Consider the following 19,715-nt stretch of genomic DNA (forward strand, 5'->3'; position numbering starts at 1 on the left):
GCTACGAAATAGATAGCTGTCTGCGCATATCCGACGGGCGGTATACGCCTATTTATCCCAAAATCAGAAGTTCAGCGTACGCTTATCAACCGCCAATGCAGCTTCCTTGGTGGCTTCACTCAAGGAGGGGTGTGCATGGCAGATGCGGGCGATGTCTTCCGCACTGGCCTTGAACTCCATGGCCACCACGGCTTCTGAGATCAACTCGGAGGCTTGTGGTCCGACGATGTGAACGCCCAGAATCTCATCGGTCTTGGCGTCAGCCAGAAACTTCACGAAACCGGTGGTGTCGCCCAAAGCCCGTGCGCGGCCATTCGCCAGGAAGGGGAATTGACCCGCCTTGTAGGCGACGCCATCCGCCTTGAGCTGCTGTTCAGTACGGCCAACCCATGCGATTTCGGGGCTGGTGTAAATGACCCAAGGGATGGTGTTGAAGTTCACGTGACCGTGTTGACCGGCAATGCGCTCCGCCACGGCAACGCCCTCCTCTTCCGCCTTGTGCGCCAACATCGGGCCGCGCACCACGTCGCCCACCGCCCAGACACCGGGCAGGTTGGTTTTGCAGTCAGCGTCCACCACGATGGCGCCGCGCTCGTCCAGCGCCAAGCCCACCGCCTCGGTGTTCAGACCGATGGTGTTGGGCACGCGGCCAATGGAAATGATGAGCTTGTCAACATCCAGTGTTTGCGCTTCACCCTTGGCGTTGGTGTAGGCGACGGACACGCCCTTCTTGCCGTTCTTGATCTCGCCGACCTTTACGCCCAGCTCAATCTTCAGGCCTTGCTTGGTAAACGCCTTGTGCGCTTCCTTGGCAACACCTTCATCGACTGCGCCCAAGAATACGGGCAGGCCTTCGAGAATGGTGACCTCGGAGCCCAAGCGCTTCCACACGGAACCCATTTCCAGACCAATCACGCCGGAGCCGATCAGGCCCAGCTTCTTGGGCACCGCACCGATGTTCAAAGCGCCGTCGTTGGACAAGACGTTCACTTCATCAAAAGGCGTACCGGGCAATGCGCGAGCATTGGAACCAGTGGCGATGATGATGTGCTTGCCGGTGATGGTTTCTTCCGCAGCGCCGGCCACCTTAATTTCGTAGCCACCTTCAGCGGCTTTCACGAAAGAGCCACGGCCATGGAAGAACGCAATCTTGTTCTTCTTGAACAAGTACAAGATGCCGTCGTTGTTTTGCTTCACCACGGTGTTCTTGCGGGCAATCATCTTGGCCACATCCATGCTGACGCCCTTCACCTCAATGCCGTGCTCGGCAAAATGGTGATTGGCGTGGTTGAAGTGCTCGGACGATTGCAGCAAAGCCTTGGAAGGAATGCAGCCTACGTTGGTACAAGTACCGCCAGGAGCGGGGCCGCCAGCGGCGTTCTTCCACTCGTCGATACAAGCCACATTGAAGCCCAGCTGGGCGGCACGGATAGCGGCAATGTAGCCACCGGGGCCACCGCCAATGACGATCACGTCAAATTGTTTGCTCATGAATTTCTCGCTTCTAGTTCCAGAGATTCAGCAGGACCGCAGTGCCTGCTTCCAGAAACACCGCGGAACCGGCTTTGCCGGGCCGCTGGTGTTGCCCCCTGCAAGGGGGAAGCGGCAAAGCCGCCCGGGGGTGAGCCCGATCAGATATCAAACAGCAGACGTGCTGGATCTTCCAGCGCTTCCTTCATGGCCACCAGACCCAGAACGGCTTCGCGGCCGTCGATGATGCGGTGGTCATAAGACATGGCGAAGTAGTTCATGGGGCGAACCACCACTTGGCCGTTCTCGACCATGGCGCGGTCTTTCGTGGCGTGCACACCCAGAATGGCGCTTTGTGGCGGGTTGATGATGGGGGTAGACATCATGGAACCGAAGGTACCGCCGTTGGAGATGGAGAAGGTACCACCGGTCATTTCTTCAATGCCCAGCTTGCCGTCCTTGGCCTTCTGGCCGAACTCGGCAATCTTCTTCTCGATATCGGCAAAGCTCATCTGGTCTGCATTGCGCAGGATGGGCACCACCAAACCACGGGGTGAGCCCACAGCGATACCGATGTCGAAGTAGCCGTGGTACACGATATCGTTGCCGTCCACCGACGCGTTCAACACTGGGAACTTCTTCAATGCGTGCACAGCTGCCTTGACGAAGAAGCTCATGAAGCCGAGCTTGCAACCGTGCTCCTTCTCGAAACGCTCTTGCATGCGCTTGCGCATTTCCATGACAGGCGCCATGTTGATTTCGTTGAAGGTGGTCAGGATGGCGTTAGTGGATTGCGATTGCAGCAAACGCTCAGCCACGCGAGCACGCAGGCGGCTCATAGGCACGCGCTGCTCAGGGCGACCCGCCATTGAATTAGCCAAGCTCACTGTGGGCGCCGCCACTTGGGGCAAAGACTTGGTCGGAGCGCCCGTGGGGATTGCGGAAGTAGCTACCACTTTAGGAGCAGCCGCAGCAGCCAATACGTCCCCCTTGGTGATGCGACCGTCTTTGCCTGTGCCAGACACGTCAGCAGCAGCAATGCCGTTGTCGGCCAAGAGTTTGGCAGCCGCAGGCATGGCAACGCCAGCCTTGGAATTGTTGGACACTGCTGCAGCAGCTACAGGGGCGGCTGCCACAGCCGCAGCAACTGGTGCTGCGGCAGGTGCCACAGCTCCAGCCACCGCAGCGGTATCGATGCGGGCAATCAGCTGCTCTGCGGCAACGGTCGCGCCGTCGGCTGCAACCAATTCCACCAACACGCCAGCTGCTGGCGCAGGCACTTCCATCACGACCTTGTCGGTTTCGACTTCGATCAAGGTTTCGTCGATAGCGACTGCGTCGCCGACCTTCTTTTTCCATTGCAACAGGGTTGCTTCCGCCACAGATTCAGACAGCTGTGGGACTTTGACTTCTACGATTGCCATATCAAATTCTTTCCGTTATGTGTTGTGGGGTGAAGTGCTGCTGACTTATTTGGTCAGAACAAAGCCCTTCAACTTGCCAAATGCGGCTTCGACCAAAGCTTTTTGCTGCTCTTGGTGCAAGTGGGCATAACCCACCGCGGGGGAGGCAGACGCAGCGCGTCCGGCGTAGCCCAGCTTTTGGCCATCGAGCATGTTTTCGTGGATGTAGTGCTGCACGAAGAACCACGCGCCTTGGTTTTGTGGCTCATCTTGGCACCACACCACGTCGGTGGCATTCGGGTACTTTTTGAGCTCAGTGGCAAAGGCTTTGTGCGGGAAGGGGTACAGCTGTTCCACACGGATGATGGCCACATCCGCATCCCCTTTTTCCTCGCGCTTCTTGACCAAGTCGTAGTACACCTTGCCGGAGCAGGCAATGACGCGCTTGACCTTGTCACCCTTGAGTTCTTTGCTCTCAGGAATGACGGTTTGGAAGCCTCCTTTGGTGAACTCAGACAAAGGCGAAGTCGCGTCTTTGTTACGCAACAAGCTCTTAGGCGTCATGATGATCAAAGGCTTGCGCAAGTTACGCACCATCTGACGACGCAGCACGTGGAAAATCTGGCTGGCCGTGGTGGGCTGCACGATCTGCATGTTGGTGTCAGCGGCCAATTGCATGAATCGCTCCAGGCGCGCCGAGCTGTGCTCGGGGCCTTGGCCTTCATAGCCGTGGGGCAACATCAAGGTGATGCCGTTCACACGGCCCCACTTCACTTCGCCGGACGCAATAAACTGGTCGATCACCACTTGGGCGCCATTGGCGAAATCGCCGAACTGGGCTTCCCAGATCACCAGAGTGTTCGGGTCGTTGGATGCATAACCGTACTCAAAGCCCAACACTGCCTCTTCGGACAGGATGGAGTCGATCACGACAAACGGGGCCTGGTTATCGGCCACGTTTTGCAAAGGCACGTAGGTGCCTGCATCCCACTTTTCACGCTTTTGGTCGTGAATGACGGCGTGGCGGTGGGTAAAGGTACCGCGTCCACAATCTTCACCCGACAAACGCACGGGGTAGCCGCTGGCCACCAAAGAGGCGAAGGCCATGTGCTCGCCCATGCCCCAATCCACATTGACCTCACCACGGCCCATGGCTGCGCGGTCGTCGTAGACCTTTTTCACCAATTGGTGGGGGGTGACGCTTTCTGGAATAGTCGTAAGCTTTTCAGACAAACGTTTCCATTCGGTCATGGGGATAGCGGTGTCGCCAGCGTCAGTCCACTTCTTGCCCAAGAAGGGAGACCAGTCCACTGCGTACTTACTCTTGAAGTTTGTCAGTACGGGATCCACGGTGTGCTTACCAGCATCCATCGCGGCACGGTATTCCTTGATCATGGCATCACCTAGCTCGGCGCCCAAGCCTTGGGCCGCCAATTTGTCCGCGTACAGCTTGCGGGTGCCGGGGTGCGCACTGATTTTTTTGTACATCAATGGCTGGGTGAGCGACGGTGTGTCTTGCTCGTTGTGACCCAGTTTGCGGTAGCAGGTAATGTCTACCACCACGTCTTGGCCGAATTCCATGCGGAACTCCAAGGCCAACTGAGTGGCCAGCACCACTGCTTCTGGGTCGTCACCATTCACGTGCAACACGGGCGACTCCACCATCTTCACGATGTCGGTACAAAACGCGCTAGAGCGCATATCGCGTGGGTCCGACGTGGTGAAACCGATCTGGTTATTGATGATGATGTGCACCGTGCCGCCTGTGGTGTAACCACGGGTTTGGGCCAGGGCCAGAGTTTCTTGGTTGACGCCTTGACCACCAAACGCTGCATCACCGTGCACCAGCACGGGCAACACTTGGGCGCCTTTGGGGTCGCCGCGGCGGTCCATACGCGCGCGCACTGAACCTTCCACCACGGGATTCACAATTTCCAAGTGAGACGGGTTAAAAGCCAGCGACAAATGCACAGGGCCACCAGCCGTGGACACATCGGAACTAAAGCCTTGGTGGTACTTCACGTCACCAGCAGGCAGCTCCTCTGGGGCGGTGTGGTCAAACTCAGCAAACAGGTCTGCAGGCATCTTGCCCAAGGTGTTCACCAGTACGTTCAGGCGGCCACGGTGGGCCATACCGATCACGATTTCTTGGATACCTTTGGCACCGGCTTGCTGGATCAGCTCGTCCATGGCGGCGATAAAGCTTTCGCCGCCTTCGAGGGAGAAGCGCTTTTGGCCCACGTACTTGGTGTGCAAGTAGCGCTCCAAGCCTTCAGCCGCAGTCAGGCGCTCTAGGATGTGTTTTTTCTTTTCTGCGTTGAACTGGGGCTTGCTACGGGTCGCCTCCAGCTTTTGCTGCCACCAGCGTTTTTGGTTTTGGTCGGTGGTGTACATGTACTCCACGCCGATGGTGCCGCAGTAGGTTTCGCGCAAAGCGTTCATGAGCTCACGCAGGCTCATGGACTCTTTACCGAAGAACGTGTTGCTGATGTTGAAGACCGTTTCTTGGTCTGCATCATTGAAGCCGTAGAAAGATGGCTCCAATTCAGGAATCTTGTCGCGCTCCATGCGCTTGAGGGGGTCCAGATCTGCCCAGCGTGCGCCCACATTACGGTAGGCAGCAATCAACTGCTGCACAGCAGTGCGCTTGCGCCCCATTTCGGAGTCTGCGCCCGTTGCCATGACGGTTTGCTTGACGCCCTTTTTGGCCAGATCCACAAATGCGTTGATGACGGGCAAATGCGCCACGTCTTTGGCAGTGCTACCGTCTACGGCGGGCACGTGCTGCAAGGCATCGAAGTAGTCGCGCCATGAATCTGGCACGCTGCCAGGGTTGGCGAGGTAGTTTTCGTACATCTCTTCGACATACGGTGCATTGCCACCAAACAGGTAGGTATTGCTTTGGTACGCCTGATAGACAGACGCGTTGGAACCCGCTTGGGGTGTTGTTTCACTCATTTTCCGCTTACCTCCGTTTCCCTTCAGGAAACATTAGCTGGTTAAAGCTTGTTAATTAACCTTCCGCGTCACGGCTTGACCGGTTTGCGGATGCGACTGTGGCATGGGAAGGGCCTAAATTGCAGGCTGGATTGTGCCACCGAAACCCAGAAGCACCAAAAGCACACAAACTAAGGCATGCCTTTTGCGCATAGCTCTATGCCTATTTCACCAAGGCGTCTTTAATCTGTTGCAAGGCTAGGGGGTCATCCATGGTGGTAAGGTCCCCGGGGTCTCTTCCCTCACATAGGGCCTGTATGGCGCGGCGCAAGGTCTTACCGCTGCGCGTTTTAGGCAGGATGCTGACAAAACGTATACGGGCCGGGCGACCCAAGGCACCTAGAGATTGGTCGACCACCTTCATGACTTCCGCTTCGAGCTTGAGGTAGGCTGCAGCGTCCGCGAGGCCACTGGCATCTTTCACAACCGCAAAGGCCACTGCTACTTGCCCCTTTAGGTCGTCAGCGACACCCACTACCGCGACCTCTGCAATATTGGGATGGCTGGCGATGCTCTCTTCGATCTCACGGGTGCCAAGTCGGTGGCCCGCCACGTTGATCACATCGTCGGTACGCCCAAGGATGAAGAAATACCCATCTTCATCGCGAATTCCCCAATCAAACGTGCTGTAAACCAACTTGTTGGGCACGCTGGACCAGTAAGTGTTTACAAAACGCGCGTCATCGCGCCATACCGTTTGCAAGCACCCGGGCGGCAATGGCCCTTCAATTGCGACAACCCCCTTCTGATTGGGGCCCGTCAGCTCAGCGCCCGTTTGGTCATCCAGGAGCTTGACGTTGTACCCGTACACAGGCTTGCCGGGAGAGCCGAACTTGCTTTTGGCAGTCTCCACGCCATTGCACAAAGACAAGATGGGCCACCCTGTCTCTGTCTGCCAGTAGTTGTCGATGATGGGTTTGCCCAAGCTTTCGCTAATCCACTGCGCGGTCGGCTCGTCCAAGGGCTCACCAGCCAGAAATAAGGCGCGCAAACTACTCAGGTTGTATTTACTTAGCAAGGCAGGATCTTGCTTCTTCAGCACCCGCACCGCAGTGGGGGCGCTAAACATCACCGTGACTTGGTACTTTTCAACCAAACTCCACCAGACACCTGCGTCTGGGCGGGTCGGCAAGCCCTCGTACACGATGGTCGCCATGCCGGCAATCAAAGGCCCGTAAATGATGTAGCTGTGCCCCACCACCCAGCCAATGTCACTGGTAGAAAAATAGGTTTCGCCCGCCTTGCCCCCGTAGATGTACTTCATGCTGGCAGCAAGCGCTACGGCGTAGCCACCGGTGTCACGCTGCACGCCCTTGGGCTTGCCGGTGGTGCCACTTGTGTAAAGGGTGTAGCTGGGATGTGTAGCGTCCACCCAGGTGCATGGGATCGAAGCGCCTAAATGCTGTTGGCGCATTTGCGCCCACAGATGGTCGCGACCAGCTGCCAAATTCATAGCGGAAAGCGCGCGATCAACCAATAGAACAGCGGTGGGCTTGTGTTTGGACTGGGCGATGGCTTCATCCAACAAGGGCTTGTAAGGAATCACCTTGCCAGCACGAGAACCCGCATCCGCACTGACGATCAGGCAAGGCTCCGCGTCTTCAATGCGAGACGCCAAGGCGCCTGACGCAAATCCGCCAAACACCACACAGTGAATAGCACCTAGGCGGGCACAGGCCAGCATCGCAAACGCTGCCTCAGCGACCATGGGCATGTAAATCAAAACGCGGTCACCTTGCTTGACACCTAGCGCTGCGAACACCGAAGCCATGACCTGCACCTCAGCATGCAGTTGAGCAAAGGTGTAGGTTCGTTCAGTATCGGTTTCTGTGGAAACTGCAATCAAGGCGACTTGGTCAGCCCTTTGATTCAAATGCCGGTCCACCGCGTTGTGGCAAAGGTTGGTTTTCCCACCGACAAACCAACGCGCAAATGGGGGATTGGAGTAGTCGCACACCTGAGTCGGCGGCGTATGCCAATCCACCAAACCCGACTGCTCTGCCCAAAACTCGTCCCTGTGTTCGATGGAACGTCGATGGAAATCTGCGTACGCACTCATATGGTGTCCCCATAGAAATTATTGAATCTGCATTCATAATTATGGGGACCCAGCTTTCTACTGGCTGACTCGACACGACGCCACGCCTTCAACACTGTTGTTGCAGATCACAGGTTCAACCCGATCAGTCGGCGGGGTCAAAACAAAGCCTCTTTTGCTTGCTATTTGATGATTGCGTGGATTTCTTTGAAATCTGGATGCTCAGCGGTACGCAACCACTCAAACGCAACCATTTCGGTAGTTACCAATTCAACACCTGCACCTGCCAAACGGTCAAAGGCGGCGTCACGGTTGCGCTCTGTGCGTGAACTGCACGCATCAGTGACTACCCAAACTTCAAACTCATCCTCCAAAAGATCAAGCGCGGTTTGTAGCAGGCACACATGGGCTTCACACCCCGCCAGCACGACGGATCCCCGCCCCGACGCGGCGGGCTTTTGCAAGTGCTTAGGTAAGCTTCGTGCATTACCCTGCACCGGCTTAACCGGGGGGCGGAGCATTTCGCCAAGCCCTTCTTCGACCGCACTGAACTGCATTTTGCTCAGCATCATCGCGTTCACGCTGCCCAAAGCCGCAGCCAGCTCAGGTACGCTATGCCCCAGTTTTGATGGGTTTTGCTCTGTCGCAAAGCTCGGCAGCTGAAACACCTTCGCCATCCGAGCCAAACGGACGGCATTGGCAATGACCGAAGGTCCATCCAACATCACAGGCATCAGCTGCACCTGATAATCAACCAGAACCAACTGAGAGTCTTCTACTTCAAGCAACATAATGAGCCTTCCAAATAAATGGGTGAGAGCATAACCAATGCCGAGGCGCAATCTATCTTCGTTGTTTCGAACACGCTGGGCAGCACCCCCTGTGCACTGCCAAAGGATGCACAAACGGTCTACTTGGTAACAAGATAATTCAAAGGAATCAATATGTTAGATCCCACATATCAAGCTTTACCTTTATTGACAGCCCTTTTCGCCAAGGTTAAGCTGTACCTATGAGACTACTTGCCCTCGTTCTATCACTTGCAGTGTGTTTGCCCTCTTGGGCGGAACCGAGCAAGACCACAGACGAGATCGCGAAATTCATGACAGAACGCGGATTGCTAGAACGAATCGGCGACGTGGGCAATACGGTCGAGGCAAAGGCGTCGGAACTGGTCGTCAACGCCATGGGATTTCTTGGGGTTCCTTACAAGCGCGGCGGAACCAGCGTTGAAACCGGATTTGACTGCAGCGGCTTTGTTCGCACCATCTACGAACAAACCGCGGGCTTGCTTCTTCCAAGAAAAGCCGAGCAGCAGGCCGCAGCGACTGAAAAAATAGACAAGAGTGAGCTTCGCCCGGGAGACTTGGTGTTCTTCAACACCATGCGACGTGCATTTAGCCATGTAGGCATTTACGTGGGTAATGGGAAATTCATCCACTCCCCCAAACCGGGTGCCGAAGTCAGAGTAGAAGACATGGGCATCAGCTACTGGGCCCGCCGCTTTGATGGCGCACGCCGAGTGCAGGCTGAGGCCCCCCTCAGTCCCCCGCCCGCTCAGTAGATTGAATTTACAAGCCCCCAACTAAGGGGCAATGGCTTGATGTTGCGCAAGGCGGATACCTTGCAGAGCAATATGCTGTCCCGCATGTTGTTCAACTAGGTCTGAGCCATGCACGATCTCCGCTCCACTGCCCGTATACATAGGCCACGCCCATGAAAGGCCTGAGCGCAAAGGAGGCTGCCGAGCGTTTGCTCCGAGATGGCCCAAATTCACTACCCAGCGCAGACAAAAGCACCTTACTCGCCATCTGCAGAGAAATGCTCAAAGAGCCAATGTTTGTCCTTCTTATAGCGGCAGGCAGTCTGTACTTGGTACTGGGCGATGTACAAGAGGGTACGGTGCTGTTTGTACTGGTACTGCTCGTGCTTGCGCTCACCATTTACCAAGAGGGTAAAACCGCCAGAGCGATTGAAGCCTTACGAGACTTAAGCAGTCCACGCGCACTGGTCCTGCGCGAAGATCGCCAACAGCGCGTTGCAGGAAGTGATGTGGTCGTGGGCGACATTCTGGTGTTAGCAGAAGGAGACCGCGTTGCAGCTGACGCCGATTTGTTGGAAGGCGCAGACATTCAAATGGACGAATCCTTGCTCACCGGCGAGTCAACCCCCGTAGACAAATCGGTAGAAGTGCAGACCCATGCAACCCCATCAAAAGCGGTCAATGGCCAGTCCATGGACCGACTCAAGAGCCGCCTTTACTCGGGTACGGTGCTTCTGAAAGGGCATGGGCTTGCGCGCGTCACCGCCACCGGCGAACACAGTGAAATCGGGCGCATAGGTGCAGCCTTAGACACCGTTACAGAAACGGCGTCGCCACTTAAACAACAAACTGCCCGATTGGTAAAGGTCCTAGCGCTCATCGCATTAGCAGCCAGCCTGTTCATGGTGTTGGCCTTTGGGCTTGTGCGCGGTGACTGGCTAGGTGCCTTCTTGGCGGGTATCGCATTGGCCATGGCCCTACTTCCTCAAGAATTCACCGTCATCTTGACCGTTTTACCGGCCTTGGGCGCGTGGCGATTGTCCAAAGAACGTGTGCTCGTACGCCACATCAACGCTATCGAAACATTGGGCGCAACCTCGGTGCTATGTGTAGACAAGACGGGCACCCTCACCGAGAACCAAATGACCGTGGCGCAGCTCTACAGTCATGTAGAACCAGCCCAAACCCTGGCCATTGACTACGCAAAAGATGAAGCTTTGCCCGAGCCGTTTCACACCTTGGTGGAATACTCCATATTGGCCAGCATGGTGGACCCGTTCGACCCCATGGACAAAGCATTTCACCGTTTAGGCCAACATTATTTGCAGGGTACCGAGCATTTGCACCGAGACTGGACCCTCGTGCGCGAATACGGGCTCAATCCTGAGCTGCGGGCTATGTCCCACGTATGGAAGGCCCAGGTAGGCGACAGCTTTGTCGTCGCGGCCAAGGGCGCGCCTGAAGCCATCATGGACCTATGCCACCTAGACGACTCAGACACTACACGCATCAACCAAGCCGTGAATGCGATGGCAGCCAAAGGCTTACGGGTGTTGGGTGTAGCGCAGGCACGATTTGTAGGTGACACTTGGCCTAAGCAAGAGCACGACTTTCAGTTCGCCTTTGTGGGCCTGCTAGGCTTGGCCGACCCTTTGCGACCTGGTATTCCTGAAGCTGTGGCCCAGTGTCACTCTGCGGGCATACGGGTGCTGATGATCACCGGGGACTACCCCATGACGGCGCGCGCTATCGCCAGTCAAGCCGCGCTGGACTGCAGCACAGACAAGCAGTTGCTCACAGGGGCAGACATTGCCCAACTCTCTGCCCTTGAGTTGCAAGCCCGTCTGAAAGAAGTCAGCGTCTGCGCGCGTGTGGCGCCAGAGCAAAAGCTACGGATTGTGCAAGCCTTGCAAGCCGACGGCCAGGTCGTCGCCATGACTGGCGACGGGGTCAATGACGCTCCTGCGCTCAAAGCTGCCCATGTGGGCATTGCTATGGGCGAACGCGGAACTGACGTTGCCCGCGAGGCCGCTGACTTGGTGCTTTTGGATGACAACTTTGCGTCCATCGTGCGGGCTGTGCGCTTGGGCCGACGTATTTTTGACAACTTGCGCAAATCCATGTCCTACGTCGTGGCGGTTCACATCCCGATTGCTGGTATGGCCCTTGTGCCAGTACTCATGGGATGGCCTGTTGTACTGTTTCCGCTGCACATTGCATTTCTGGAGTTGGTGATCGACCCAGCATGTTCGATGGTCTTTGAAAATGAACCTCCAGAGGGCGAACTGATGCAACACTCGCCCAGGTCTCCCGACACACAGCTGTTCGGCGGTTGGACACTTGCGGTGGCCTTGCTACAAGGCTTGGGCGTGTCTCTGATGGTGGGTGCCGCTTACCTTTGGAGTCGCGAGCACATGGCAGAGCCCTTGGCACGCGCGTTCACCTTCACAACGCTCGTGTCGAGCAACCTCACCCTGATCTTTTCCAATCGTTCGCGCACGGCATCTATGTGGAAAACATTGTGGATTCCAAACCGCACCCTCTGGCTTGTGACGGGAGTCACCGCAGTGGTCTTGGGGCTCACCCTCTACGTGCCAAGCTTGGCATCTTTGTTCAAGTTCGGAGCGTTGCCGATGGAACATCTGTTGCTGGCCGCCCTTGCTGGCTGCATCAGTATGGTTTGGTTTTCGGTGCTGAAACGTGGTTCCTTCTTGGCATCCAAACTATGAAACTCGCACCGTGCTGCGGTGCGATACACACCTAGGCTTTAGGCTTGGTCTTCGTCGTGACTTCGAACAGACTTGGTCTTTCGGTGCCCCGCTTTGGCAATGAGCTCTAGGTAAAACGCATCAGCACCCGCTTGGGCAACCTCATCGATCAAGCCCGTGATCGTCGCAAAGTGCACCACCTGTGCAAGGTCAGCACTCAACCCAAATTTGCAGTCGAAGTCCCAAAAATCGACGCCTTCAGGCAGAGGTACGCGGCGTTGGCGCTTGACGTATTTACGGATTTCGTGCTTGGTCGCGTCCAGCACGCGGTCACGGTTTTTGCCTTCGATATTGAGTTTGAATGTTTTTTTCACTAGGTCCTTTGTGGGCATGAATTGCCACGTTTGGCGCGTGGAGCCACGCAACTTGCAAGGGTAGGATTATGCAACTGCACGCCACGGGATAAACTCGACCCCCGCGAGCGCACGCTCCACACCCCTACCAAAGCCATCTCATGCCATTTTCTTCACTGGGTTTGTCGCCTGCCCTGATACGCGCAGTTCAAGCCAAAGCCTACGTGGCACCTACGCCCATTCAGCAAGCGGCCATCCCCCCTGCACTGCTAGGGAACGACGTACTGGGCTCCGCGCAAACCGGTTCCGGCAAAACGGCTGCGTTTGCACTGCCCTTGCTAGAAAAATTGGCAAAAACCACGCTTTTTAGCCCCCGCAAAACCCTGGCACTGGTATTAGCACCGACCCGTGAACTGGCAATACAAATTGGCGACGAAATACGTAGTCTGGCCCAGCATTTGCCCCAAGCCATCAAAGTCAGCACCGTGTTTGGTGGTGTGTCCATCAACCCGCAAATGATGGGTCTGCGCGGCGGTACCGATGTCTTGGTTGCCACCCCAGGGCGCCTCTTGGACCTGATCGACCACAACGCGCTGAGCTTGGCGCATGTCAGCACACTGGTACTTGACGAGGCAGACCGCTTGCTAGACCTTGGGTTTGAACAAGAACTCGAGCGCATTCTGGGCTTGCTGCCCGCGCAACGGCAAAGCCTGTTCTTCTCAGCCACATTTCCCCCTGCCGTCCAAACACTGGCGCGCACCATGCTCAAGGACCCGGTGCGCGTAGACGTGCTGCCCGATCCACAAGCACCGCTAGAAATTACTCACAGTGCCTTCGCGGTGGACAACGGCAAGCGCACCCAACTTTTGCGCCACCTCATTACCAATAACGACTGGCAGCGCGTACTCGTCTTTGTAGCTACCAAACATGCTGCGGAAATCGTGGCTGACAAATTGCGCAAGGCTGGATTGAGCGCAGAGCCGTTTCATGGCGTGCTGAGCCAAGGCAAACGCAGCCAAGTGCTGGCTGATTTCAAAGCCTCACGACTCAAGGTCGTGGTCGCAACCGATGTAGCCTCCCGCGGCATCGACATTGCCCAGCTGCCCGTGGTGGTCAACTTCGACTTGCCCCGCTCTACCGTTGACTACACCCACCGGATTGGGCGTACCGGCCGTGCAGGTGAAGCTGGCCTCGCGGTGAGCTTTGTCACCGCGGACTCTGACGCCCATTTTCAACTCATCCAGCGCCGCCAAGGCTTGGCTGTGGCCCTTGAGCAAGTGGCGGGATTTGAGCGGATGGAGACAGCCCAGGTCAAGCCCAACGTCGAGGACCTAGGCCACGGGGTTGGGGGCGTTAAGGGCAAGCGCCCCAGTAAAAAAGACAAACTACGCGCTGCAGCAGCGCTGGCGGCTCACCACAAGCAGGCATAGGATTCGCTATCACTTGCATAGCACCTTCCGCTTTATCTATGGGCGCAGGGCATGATTTTCACCACAATTCGCGGATCAAGTGCTCGGTGCCACCCGTGGCAAAGCGACTGTAAAGGTCGTTCCCTGCCCTAAGGTGCTGGTGACCTCTATGCGACCCGCATGCAGGTCCACCGAATGTTTGACGATGGCCAAACCCAAACCCGTGCCCGGAATGGTTCCAACATTGGTCGCACGGTGAAAACTCTCAAACAGTCGACTGATGTCCTCTTGCGGTATGCCAATCCCTTGATCTGCCACCGTAAATACCCATTCCGAGGGGTCGCACTCCACATGAAACTGGACCTGCGTGCCTTGTGGGGAGTACTTCAAGGCGTTTGAGAGCAAGTTCTCGAACATATGCTGCATCAACCGTTCATCAAGCCATGCGTGGGCATTTGAATCTGAAATGGAAAGCTTGATGCGCTGATAGGCCTCCCCCGCGTCTTCGGTGTCAGGCCTCACCTGCTGCACCAGTTTGCTCAGAAACGGCAGCAGCTCCACCAAGCTCGGGCTGAACTCCACCTGGCGTGACTCGCCTTGCCCGATGGTCAAAATATCTTCAAGCATTTTCGTCATCCGCTTAACGGAAGTGCCAATGCTTTGGAAAAGGACATCGCGCTCAGTCACAGGCAGGCGATCGGCGTAGTGCTGAAGCAAGTCCTTGGACGACATGATGGTGGCCAAAGGCGTTCTAAACTCATGCGAAGCCATCGCAACAAATCGTGACTTGAGCTGATTCAACTCACGTTGCTGGGCCAGCGAGGTGCGTATCTCGTCTTCCGCCTGTTTGCGCAGTGTGATGTCCCGAATGAAGGCACAAAACTCAAACTGATTAGGGTCTTCCAGATTCACCCGGGTGATCGCCAGTTCGATGGGAAATTCGCGGCCACTGCGGTGCAAGGCTGAAATCTCAATACGCCGATCCACAACGGTCGTCATATGGGTCGACATATAGCGGTTCATGCCCAAGACGTGCCGGTTTCTGTAAGCCGATGGAACAATCGTATCTTGCAGTTGTCGCCCCAACGCCTCACGGCTGGACCAGCCAAAAATTACCTCGGCTTGTCGGTTCCACCCCACCACGCTGCCCTCAGCATCCACCCGCACCACGGCATCCAATGCGGTGTCCACGATGCCCTGCAGCTTTTGCTTGCTTTGTGCCAGCATGGACACGGTGGCCTGCAACTCTTGGGTCCGCAAGGCAATGCGAACCTCCAAATCGTTGTTGAGGTCGTGGAGCTCCTGCTCAATGCGTTTGCGCTCTGTGATATCGCGCACGGTTGACTGCAACACGCGCTCACCGTCGTAATCAAACGCTGACAACAAAACTTCCGCTGGAAAATGGCTACCGTCCAAGCGTTTGAAAGCCCACTCAAAGCGGTACTCGCCGGTCTGAAAACCACGCTCGATTGCGCGGTCTGCCGCATGAAAGGTGCTGTTGGCCCCCCTATCGCCAGCCAATGAAAGATCCGAAAAGTGCAGTCCAATCAGCTCCGCGCGGTGAGACATGCCAAACATCTCCAAGGCCCGCTTGTTGCAGTCAAAAAAGCCACGGTCCGTGAGCAGCATGACGGCATCGTTGGAGCCGTTGTAAATCGCGTCCAAACGATCTGCAAACCTGGACTTTTCAGCCAACAGCGTAGCCGATCGCTGTTCGGCTACCCGCAGTTCATTCAACCCGTTTTTGAACCGTTCCACGGCACGGGACAACACCCCAATCTGATCGTCACGTGCCATACCGGACAACTTGACGGCGGTATCGCCTTGGTTTAGCTGCTCCAAGGCATACACGATGTCCGAAAAAGGCTGTGTCAACCTGCGGCTGACCAAGAAAACAGAGAGCGAGATGGCGAGAATCAGAACCAAACCTGAAATGCTTGCCTGCACTACCTGCCATTGCAGCTTGCGGCTAATCGTCGCACCAGACACGGTGAGCTCAATCTTGCCAACCACAAACGTGCGCTCAGCTGAGGCGTACACCACATCGCGATTCACGGTGATCGCGCGGCTGTCTTGCACGCGAGTAGCTCCCGTATTCACTAGCTCCGAACCATCGGAACCCCACACGCGTAGGCGCAAAACTTCAGGGTCGCGGCCAATCGCATCGCCCACGCTTTGGATCGCCAAAGTATTGATATCGAACAAGGGACGGGCTAGGGCCTTGGACACAATACTGGCTAGGTTACTCACACGGTCCCGCAACTCAGCTTCCGCACTGATGCGCATGGACTCAATGGCAATGACCGTGCTAAAGACGCCCGCCAATGTCACGGACAGGAGCACCGCCGCCCATACCCGAAAGCGCAAATCTTTGCGCCAACGCGCAGCCAGTGCGTCTACAAAAAACATGAACGGAACACGCAACATGGCCCCAAGGCAAGGCAACGGTGGCGACTAGGCCTGCAGCCAACAACTTTTCTGAACGCCATCAAGGTGCAATGCCTTCCAATGCCTGCGCTTCTATCAATCGGTAAGGCGCTGCCTTGCGCTGTTGCTCCACGCTGTTCCAAAACTCGTTGGCGAGCGCGGGCGAGGTTTCCACCAAACGGTGGGAGAACATCAAAAAGTAGGGTTTCTCGACCAATGGCTGCGGCAACACTTCGAGCTTATCCGCAAGTTTGGGCTCTTGCCGCATCCAGTACCTCAGCTCGTTGCCCAATACTGCGGCAGCGCTCACCCGCCCAGCCATCAACTTTTGGAGTAACTCCGCGATGCTGCTACTTCCATCGTCGACCAGCACATCCATACTCAGCAACTGTTCACCAATGGAATACCCTAGCTGCGTTCCAACAGGGCCATCGACGTGAGAGAAAGCGCGGCCATTCCATTGGATCGCTGAGAATTTTCTACGTACCAATACATAGCGCTCCACATACAAGCGCTTGCTCGCGTCCGGCGTTTTCCCACCCGGATAGGCGCCCATTTCTAATCTATCTGACTTAAAGCTGGCCCCAATAGCGCCATCCACTGCATTTGATTTGAGTTCTGCTAGGCAACGCTTCCAAGGCAAGGGCACGTACTCCACGCGCACCCCTACGTTGATTGCAACTGCATTTATCAACGAGAAGTTGAGCCCAGTTCCCTCCCGGGTGCGCCAAGGCCTTACATCAGCCTGCTCAAAACACAAGCGCAGCAGGCTGGGCCCCTGTGTTGCAGTAAACCCAACACCAGGGTGCAAACCCATCACGCCCGCCGTGAGCGCTTGCGATAGGCCAACCACGGCGTTGCGACGATTCATGCTGTTCACTGTATCCATCTCGCTAGACCCCATGAAAGCACCTCACCCACCCTGAGAGGCAAAGGGCCGATCTTACTGGCAGACGTCATGTTTTAGCGACTGTAGAAGCACGAGGATGCAAACCTTTTTCCAATGCCACGCCCCTAGCGAATATGTCCCGTCGATGCTGCGTTCTGGCTCGCCAGTGTTGGACGCACTGCGGTTAGAAAATTAGTCAGTGACTCGGGCAACGCAGCCCCTTTTCGCCACGCCAGGCCCACGTCCAGAGCGGGCAATGCCACCGCCAAGGGCCTTGCCTCGATACGGTCACCTTCCAGTGACCATGGGCGGTACAGCATGTCAGGCAACACCGAACAACCTGCCCCGGTCGCAACCAAGCTGCGCACCGCCTCCACGGAGGAGGTTCGAATCAGCACCTTGGGGTCTGATCCCGCGTCGTTCCAAAGTGCTGTGCTCGCGTCTCCCAGCTCATCGACCTGGAGTAACACCAATGCATGTTGCGCGAGGTCTGACGCAAAAACCTTCTCTTCACCAGCCAAGCGATGGTTCACCGGGCACCACACGCGCCAGCCCGAGCGCAAAATAGTTTCCGTTGCCAAGGCCCGGTAGTTTTGCAACTGCGACACCACAATCAAGGCGACATCCAGCTCGCCGCTGACTAGCAAATGCTCAAGGTAATCGCGACGGTCTTCGGTGATGTGCACGTCTATGCGGGGGAACACCCGCTTGAAACGCTCCAAGAGAAACGGCAAGTAGTAACCCACCATCAGGCTGGTCACACCTATATTCAAGCTGCCCGTTACCGTGTGGGGGCGCGAGGACAGCGCATCCCGTGCGTTGCGCATGGCGACCTCAATTTGGTGCGCGTGGCGCAGAAACTGGTGCCCCGCATGCGTCAGCGACATACCGCGTGCACGCCGCTCAAACAAGAGGGTGCCAAGGTCCGCCTCAATCTGTGCGATAGCCTGCGAAACCACCGACTGAGACACCCCCAGCTCGTGAATTGCAGCCGATATGGAGCCAGATTCCGCCACCGCTATGAAATACCGAATGCTCTTAAAAGAAGTGCTCATTGTCCATTTTGGGGCGGATTTAAGCCCAATTTCGTGCATAAAGGTGCAAAAAATCAAAGACTCTAAGAGTTCAAAACCTAGGGTAAACCACTAAAAATTGAATTACTCGATAAGGTTTCTGTTTTTCCGATGGATTGTATTGGCCAGACCCTATGGTTCGCCCCAACAAATCAACCTAAGATGAAACCATTGATGCACACCCCACGTTGCACCAACCCAAAACAGGTCTGCAGCCGCAGACCAAAACCCTGGCCCAAGGAGATCTTTGATGAAAAAAATGCGAATTCTGAGTGGGGGCCTCTTGGCCCTTGGCGCAACATGTTCAGCGTTGGCTGCCCCTCCTGCCAGTATCGGCAAGGGCGAGGGACAACTCAACATCATTGCATGGGCCGGATACATCGAACGCGGAGAAACCGACAAAGCCTATGACTGGGTCACAGGCTTTGAAAAACAAACCGGGTGCAAGGTCAACGCCAAGAGTGCGGCCACGTCTGATGAAATGGTGTCGCTCATGAAAGCCGGTGGCTATGACTTGGTTACCGCTTCCGGAGATGCCAGCCTGCGCCTGATTGCATCCAAGCTAGTACAAGAGATCAACCCGGCCTTGGTGCCCTCTTGGAAAAACGTAGATGCCCGCTTGCAAAACGCAAATTGGCACACGGTAGACGGCAAGCACTACGGCGTGCCCTACCAATGGGGCCCCAACGTGTTGATGTACAACACCACGGTATTCAAGAAACCCCCAACATCCTGGTCGGTGGTGTTTGACGCGCAAAACCTGCCTGACGGCAAGCCCAACAAAGGCCGCATCCAAGCCTACGACGGCGCCATTTACATTGCTGACGCGGCACTCTACTTGATGAGCAAAAAGCCTGAGCTTGGCATCAAAGACCCCTACGAGCTCAACGAAGCCCAGTACGCTGCGGTGATGGAACTCTTGCGCGGCCAAAAAACGCTGGCCCACCGCTACTGGCACGACGCCACCGTACAAATGAACGACTTCAAGAACGAAGGCGTCGTTGCATCTGGCTCATGGGGCTACCAAGTCAATGCGCTGAAAGGCGAGAAAAAACCAATCGCTTCCACGATCCCTAAGGAAGGCGTCACCGGTTGGGCAGACACCACCATGCTGCATGCGTCGGCCAAGAACACCAACTGCGCCTACCTCTGGATGGAACACTCCTTGAGCGACAAGTTGCAAGCACCGTTGGCTGAATGGTTCGGCGCCAACCCCGCTGTACCTGCTGCCTGCAAAGCCAAAGCCCCAGGCGGCAGCAACTTCTGCAAAGACAACGGGTTTGAACGCTTCACGCAAGTCAAGTTCTGGAAAACCCCTGAGGCCAAGTGCAGCACCCAAGGTACTTGCGTGCCCTACTCCAAGTGGGCCTTGGACTACATCGCCATCATGGGCGGACGTTAAGCG

The 19,715-nt window shown here is 56.2% G+C and carries 13 protein-coding genes; 4 read left to right on the forward strand and 9 right to left on the reverse strand.

Annotated elements, in window-relative coordinates; all coding sequences use genetic code 11:
• Positions 1-63: 63 nt before the first annotated feature.
• The 5 genes from lpdA to EXZ61_RS11510 form a co-directional block, all read right to left on the reverse strand.
• Positions 64-1,491, reverse strand: a complete 1,428-nt coding sequence (gene lpdA, locus EXZ61_RS11490) for a dihydrolipoyl dehydrogenase (RefSeq protein ID WP_142811904.1) — start codon at positions 1,489-1,491, stop codon at positions 64-66.
• Positions 1,492-1,631: 140 nt separating this feature from the next.
• Positions 1,632-2,894: a 2-oxoglutarate dehydrogenase complex dihydrolipoyllysine-residue succinyltransferase gene (gene odhB / locus EXZ61_RS11495; RefSeq protein ID WP_142811905.1), complete on the reverse strand. Its 1,263-nt coding sequence runs from the start codon at positions 2,892-2,894 to the stop codon at positions 1,632-1,634.
• 45 nt (positions 2,895-2,939) lie between these two features.
• Positions 2,940-5,831, reverse strand: coding sequence for a 2-oxoglutarate dehydrogenase E1 component (locus EXZ61_RS11500; RefSeq protein WP_142811906.1), 2,892 nt, complete (start codon positions 5,829-5,831; stop codon positions 2,940-2,942).
• Between the two features lie 202 nt (positions 5,832-6,033).
• Positions 6,034-7,929 (reverse strand): propionate--CoA ligase, encoded by a 1,896-nt coding sequence (locus EXZ61_RS11505; RefSeq protein WP_142811907.1) that lies wholly within the window; start codon positions 7,927-7,929, stop codon positions 6,034-6,036.
• Between the two features lie 161 nt (positions 7,930-8,090).
• Positions 8,091-8,699 carry an isochorismatase family protein gene (locus EXZ61_RS11510; RefSeq protein ID WP_142811908.1) on the reverse strand — a complete coding sequence of 203 codons (609 nt, stop codon included), beginning with the start codon at positions 8,697-8,699 and terminating at the stop codon, positions 8,091-8,093.
• A gap of 221 nt (positions 8,700-8,920) precedes the next feature.
• On the opposite strand from EXZ61_RS11510, the gene EXZ61_RS11515 reads away from it, so the two are divergent.
• A complete protein-coding gene (locus tag EXZ61_RS11515) occupies positions 8,921-9,472 on the forward strand; it encodes a C40 family peptidase (RefSeq protein ID WP_142811909.1) in 552 nt (183 codons plus the stop codon).
• A gap of 152 nt (positions 9,473-9,624) precedes the next feature.
• Positions 9,625-12,180, forward strand: a complete 2,556-nt coding sequence (locus EXZ61_RS11520; RefSeq protein ID WP_142811910.1) for a cation-translocating P-type ATPase — start codon at positions 9,625-9,627, stop codon at positions 12,178-12,180.
• Between the two features lie 38 nt (positions 12,181-12,218).
• Here EXZ61_RS11520 and EXZ61_RS11525 read toward each other — a convergent pair whose 3' ends face one another.
• Positions 12,219-12,533 carry a DUF6172 family protein gene (locus EXZ61_RS11525; protein ID WP_142814211.1) on the reverse strand — a complete coding sequence of 105 codons (315 nt, stop codon included), beginning with the start codon at positions 12,531-12,533 and terminating at the stop codon, positions 12,219-12,221.
• Between the two features lie 140 nt (positions 12,534-12,673).
• On the opposite strand from EXZ61_RS11525, the gene EXZ61_RS11530 reads away from it, so the two are divergent.
• Complete coding sequence (locus tag EXZ61_RS11530; protein ID WP_142811911.1) at positions 12,674-13,942, forward strand: DEAD/DEAH box helicase; 1,269 nt, start codon at positions 12,674-12,676, stop codon at positions 13,940-13,942.
• Positions 13,943-14,017: 75 nt separating this feature from the next.
• On the opposite strand, the gene EXZ61_RS11535 is transcribed toward EXZ61_RS11530, so the two are convergent.
• The 3 genes from EXZ61_RS11535 to EXZ61_RS11545 all read right to left on the reverse strand — a co-directional run bounded on the left by EXZ61_RS11535 (position 14,018) and on the right by EXZ61_RS11545 (position 18,292).
• Positions 14,018-16,348, reverse strand: a complete 2,331-nt coding sequence (locus EXZ61_RS11535) for a sensor histidine kinase (protein ID WP_142811912.1) — start codon at positions 16,346-16,348, stop codon at positions 14,018-14,020.
• 61 nt (positions 16,349-16,409) lie between these two features.
• Positions 16,410-17,219 carry a substrate-binding periplasmic protein gene (locus EXZ61_RS11540; protein ID WP_168224753.1) on the reverse strand — a complete coding sequence of 270 codons (810 nt, stop codon included), beginning with the start codon at positions 17,217-17,219 and terminating at the stop codon, positions 16,410-16,412.
• 143 nt (positions 17,220-17,362) lie between these two features.
• Positions 17,363-18,292, reverse strand: coding sequence for a LysR family transcriptional regulator (locus tag EXZ61_RS11545; protein WP_142811914.1), 930 nt, complete (start codon positions 18,290-18,292; stop codon positions 17,363-17,365).
• A gap of 268 nt (positions 18,293-18,560) precedes the next feature.
• On the opposite strand from EXZ61_RS11545, the gene EXZ61_RS11550 reads away from it, so the two are divergent.
• Positions 18,561-19,712 (forward strand): ABC transporter substrate-binding protein, encoded by a 1,152-nt coding sequence (locus tag EXZ61_RS11550; RefSeq protein ID WP_142811915.1) that lies wholly within the window; start codon positions 18,561-18,563, stop codon positions 19,710-19,712.
• Positions 19,713-19,715: the final 3 nt, after the last annotated feature.

Source organism: Rhodoferax aquaticus (genome assembly GCF_006974105.1).
Taxonomy (GTDB): Bacteria; Pseudomonadota; Gammaproteobacteria; order Burkholderiales; family Burkholderiaceae_C; genus Allorhodoferax; species Allorhodoferax aquaticus_A.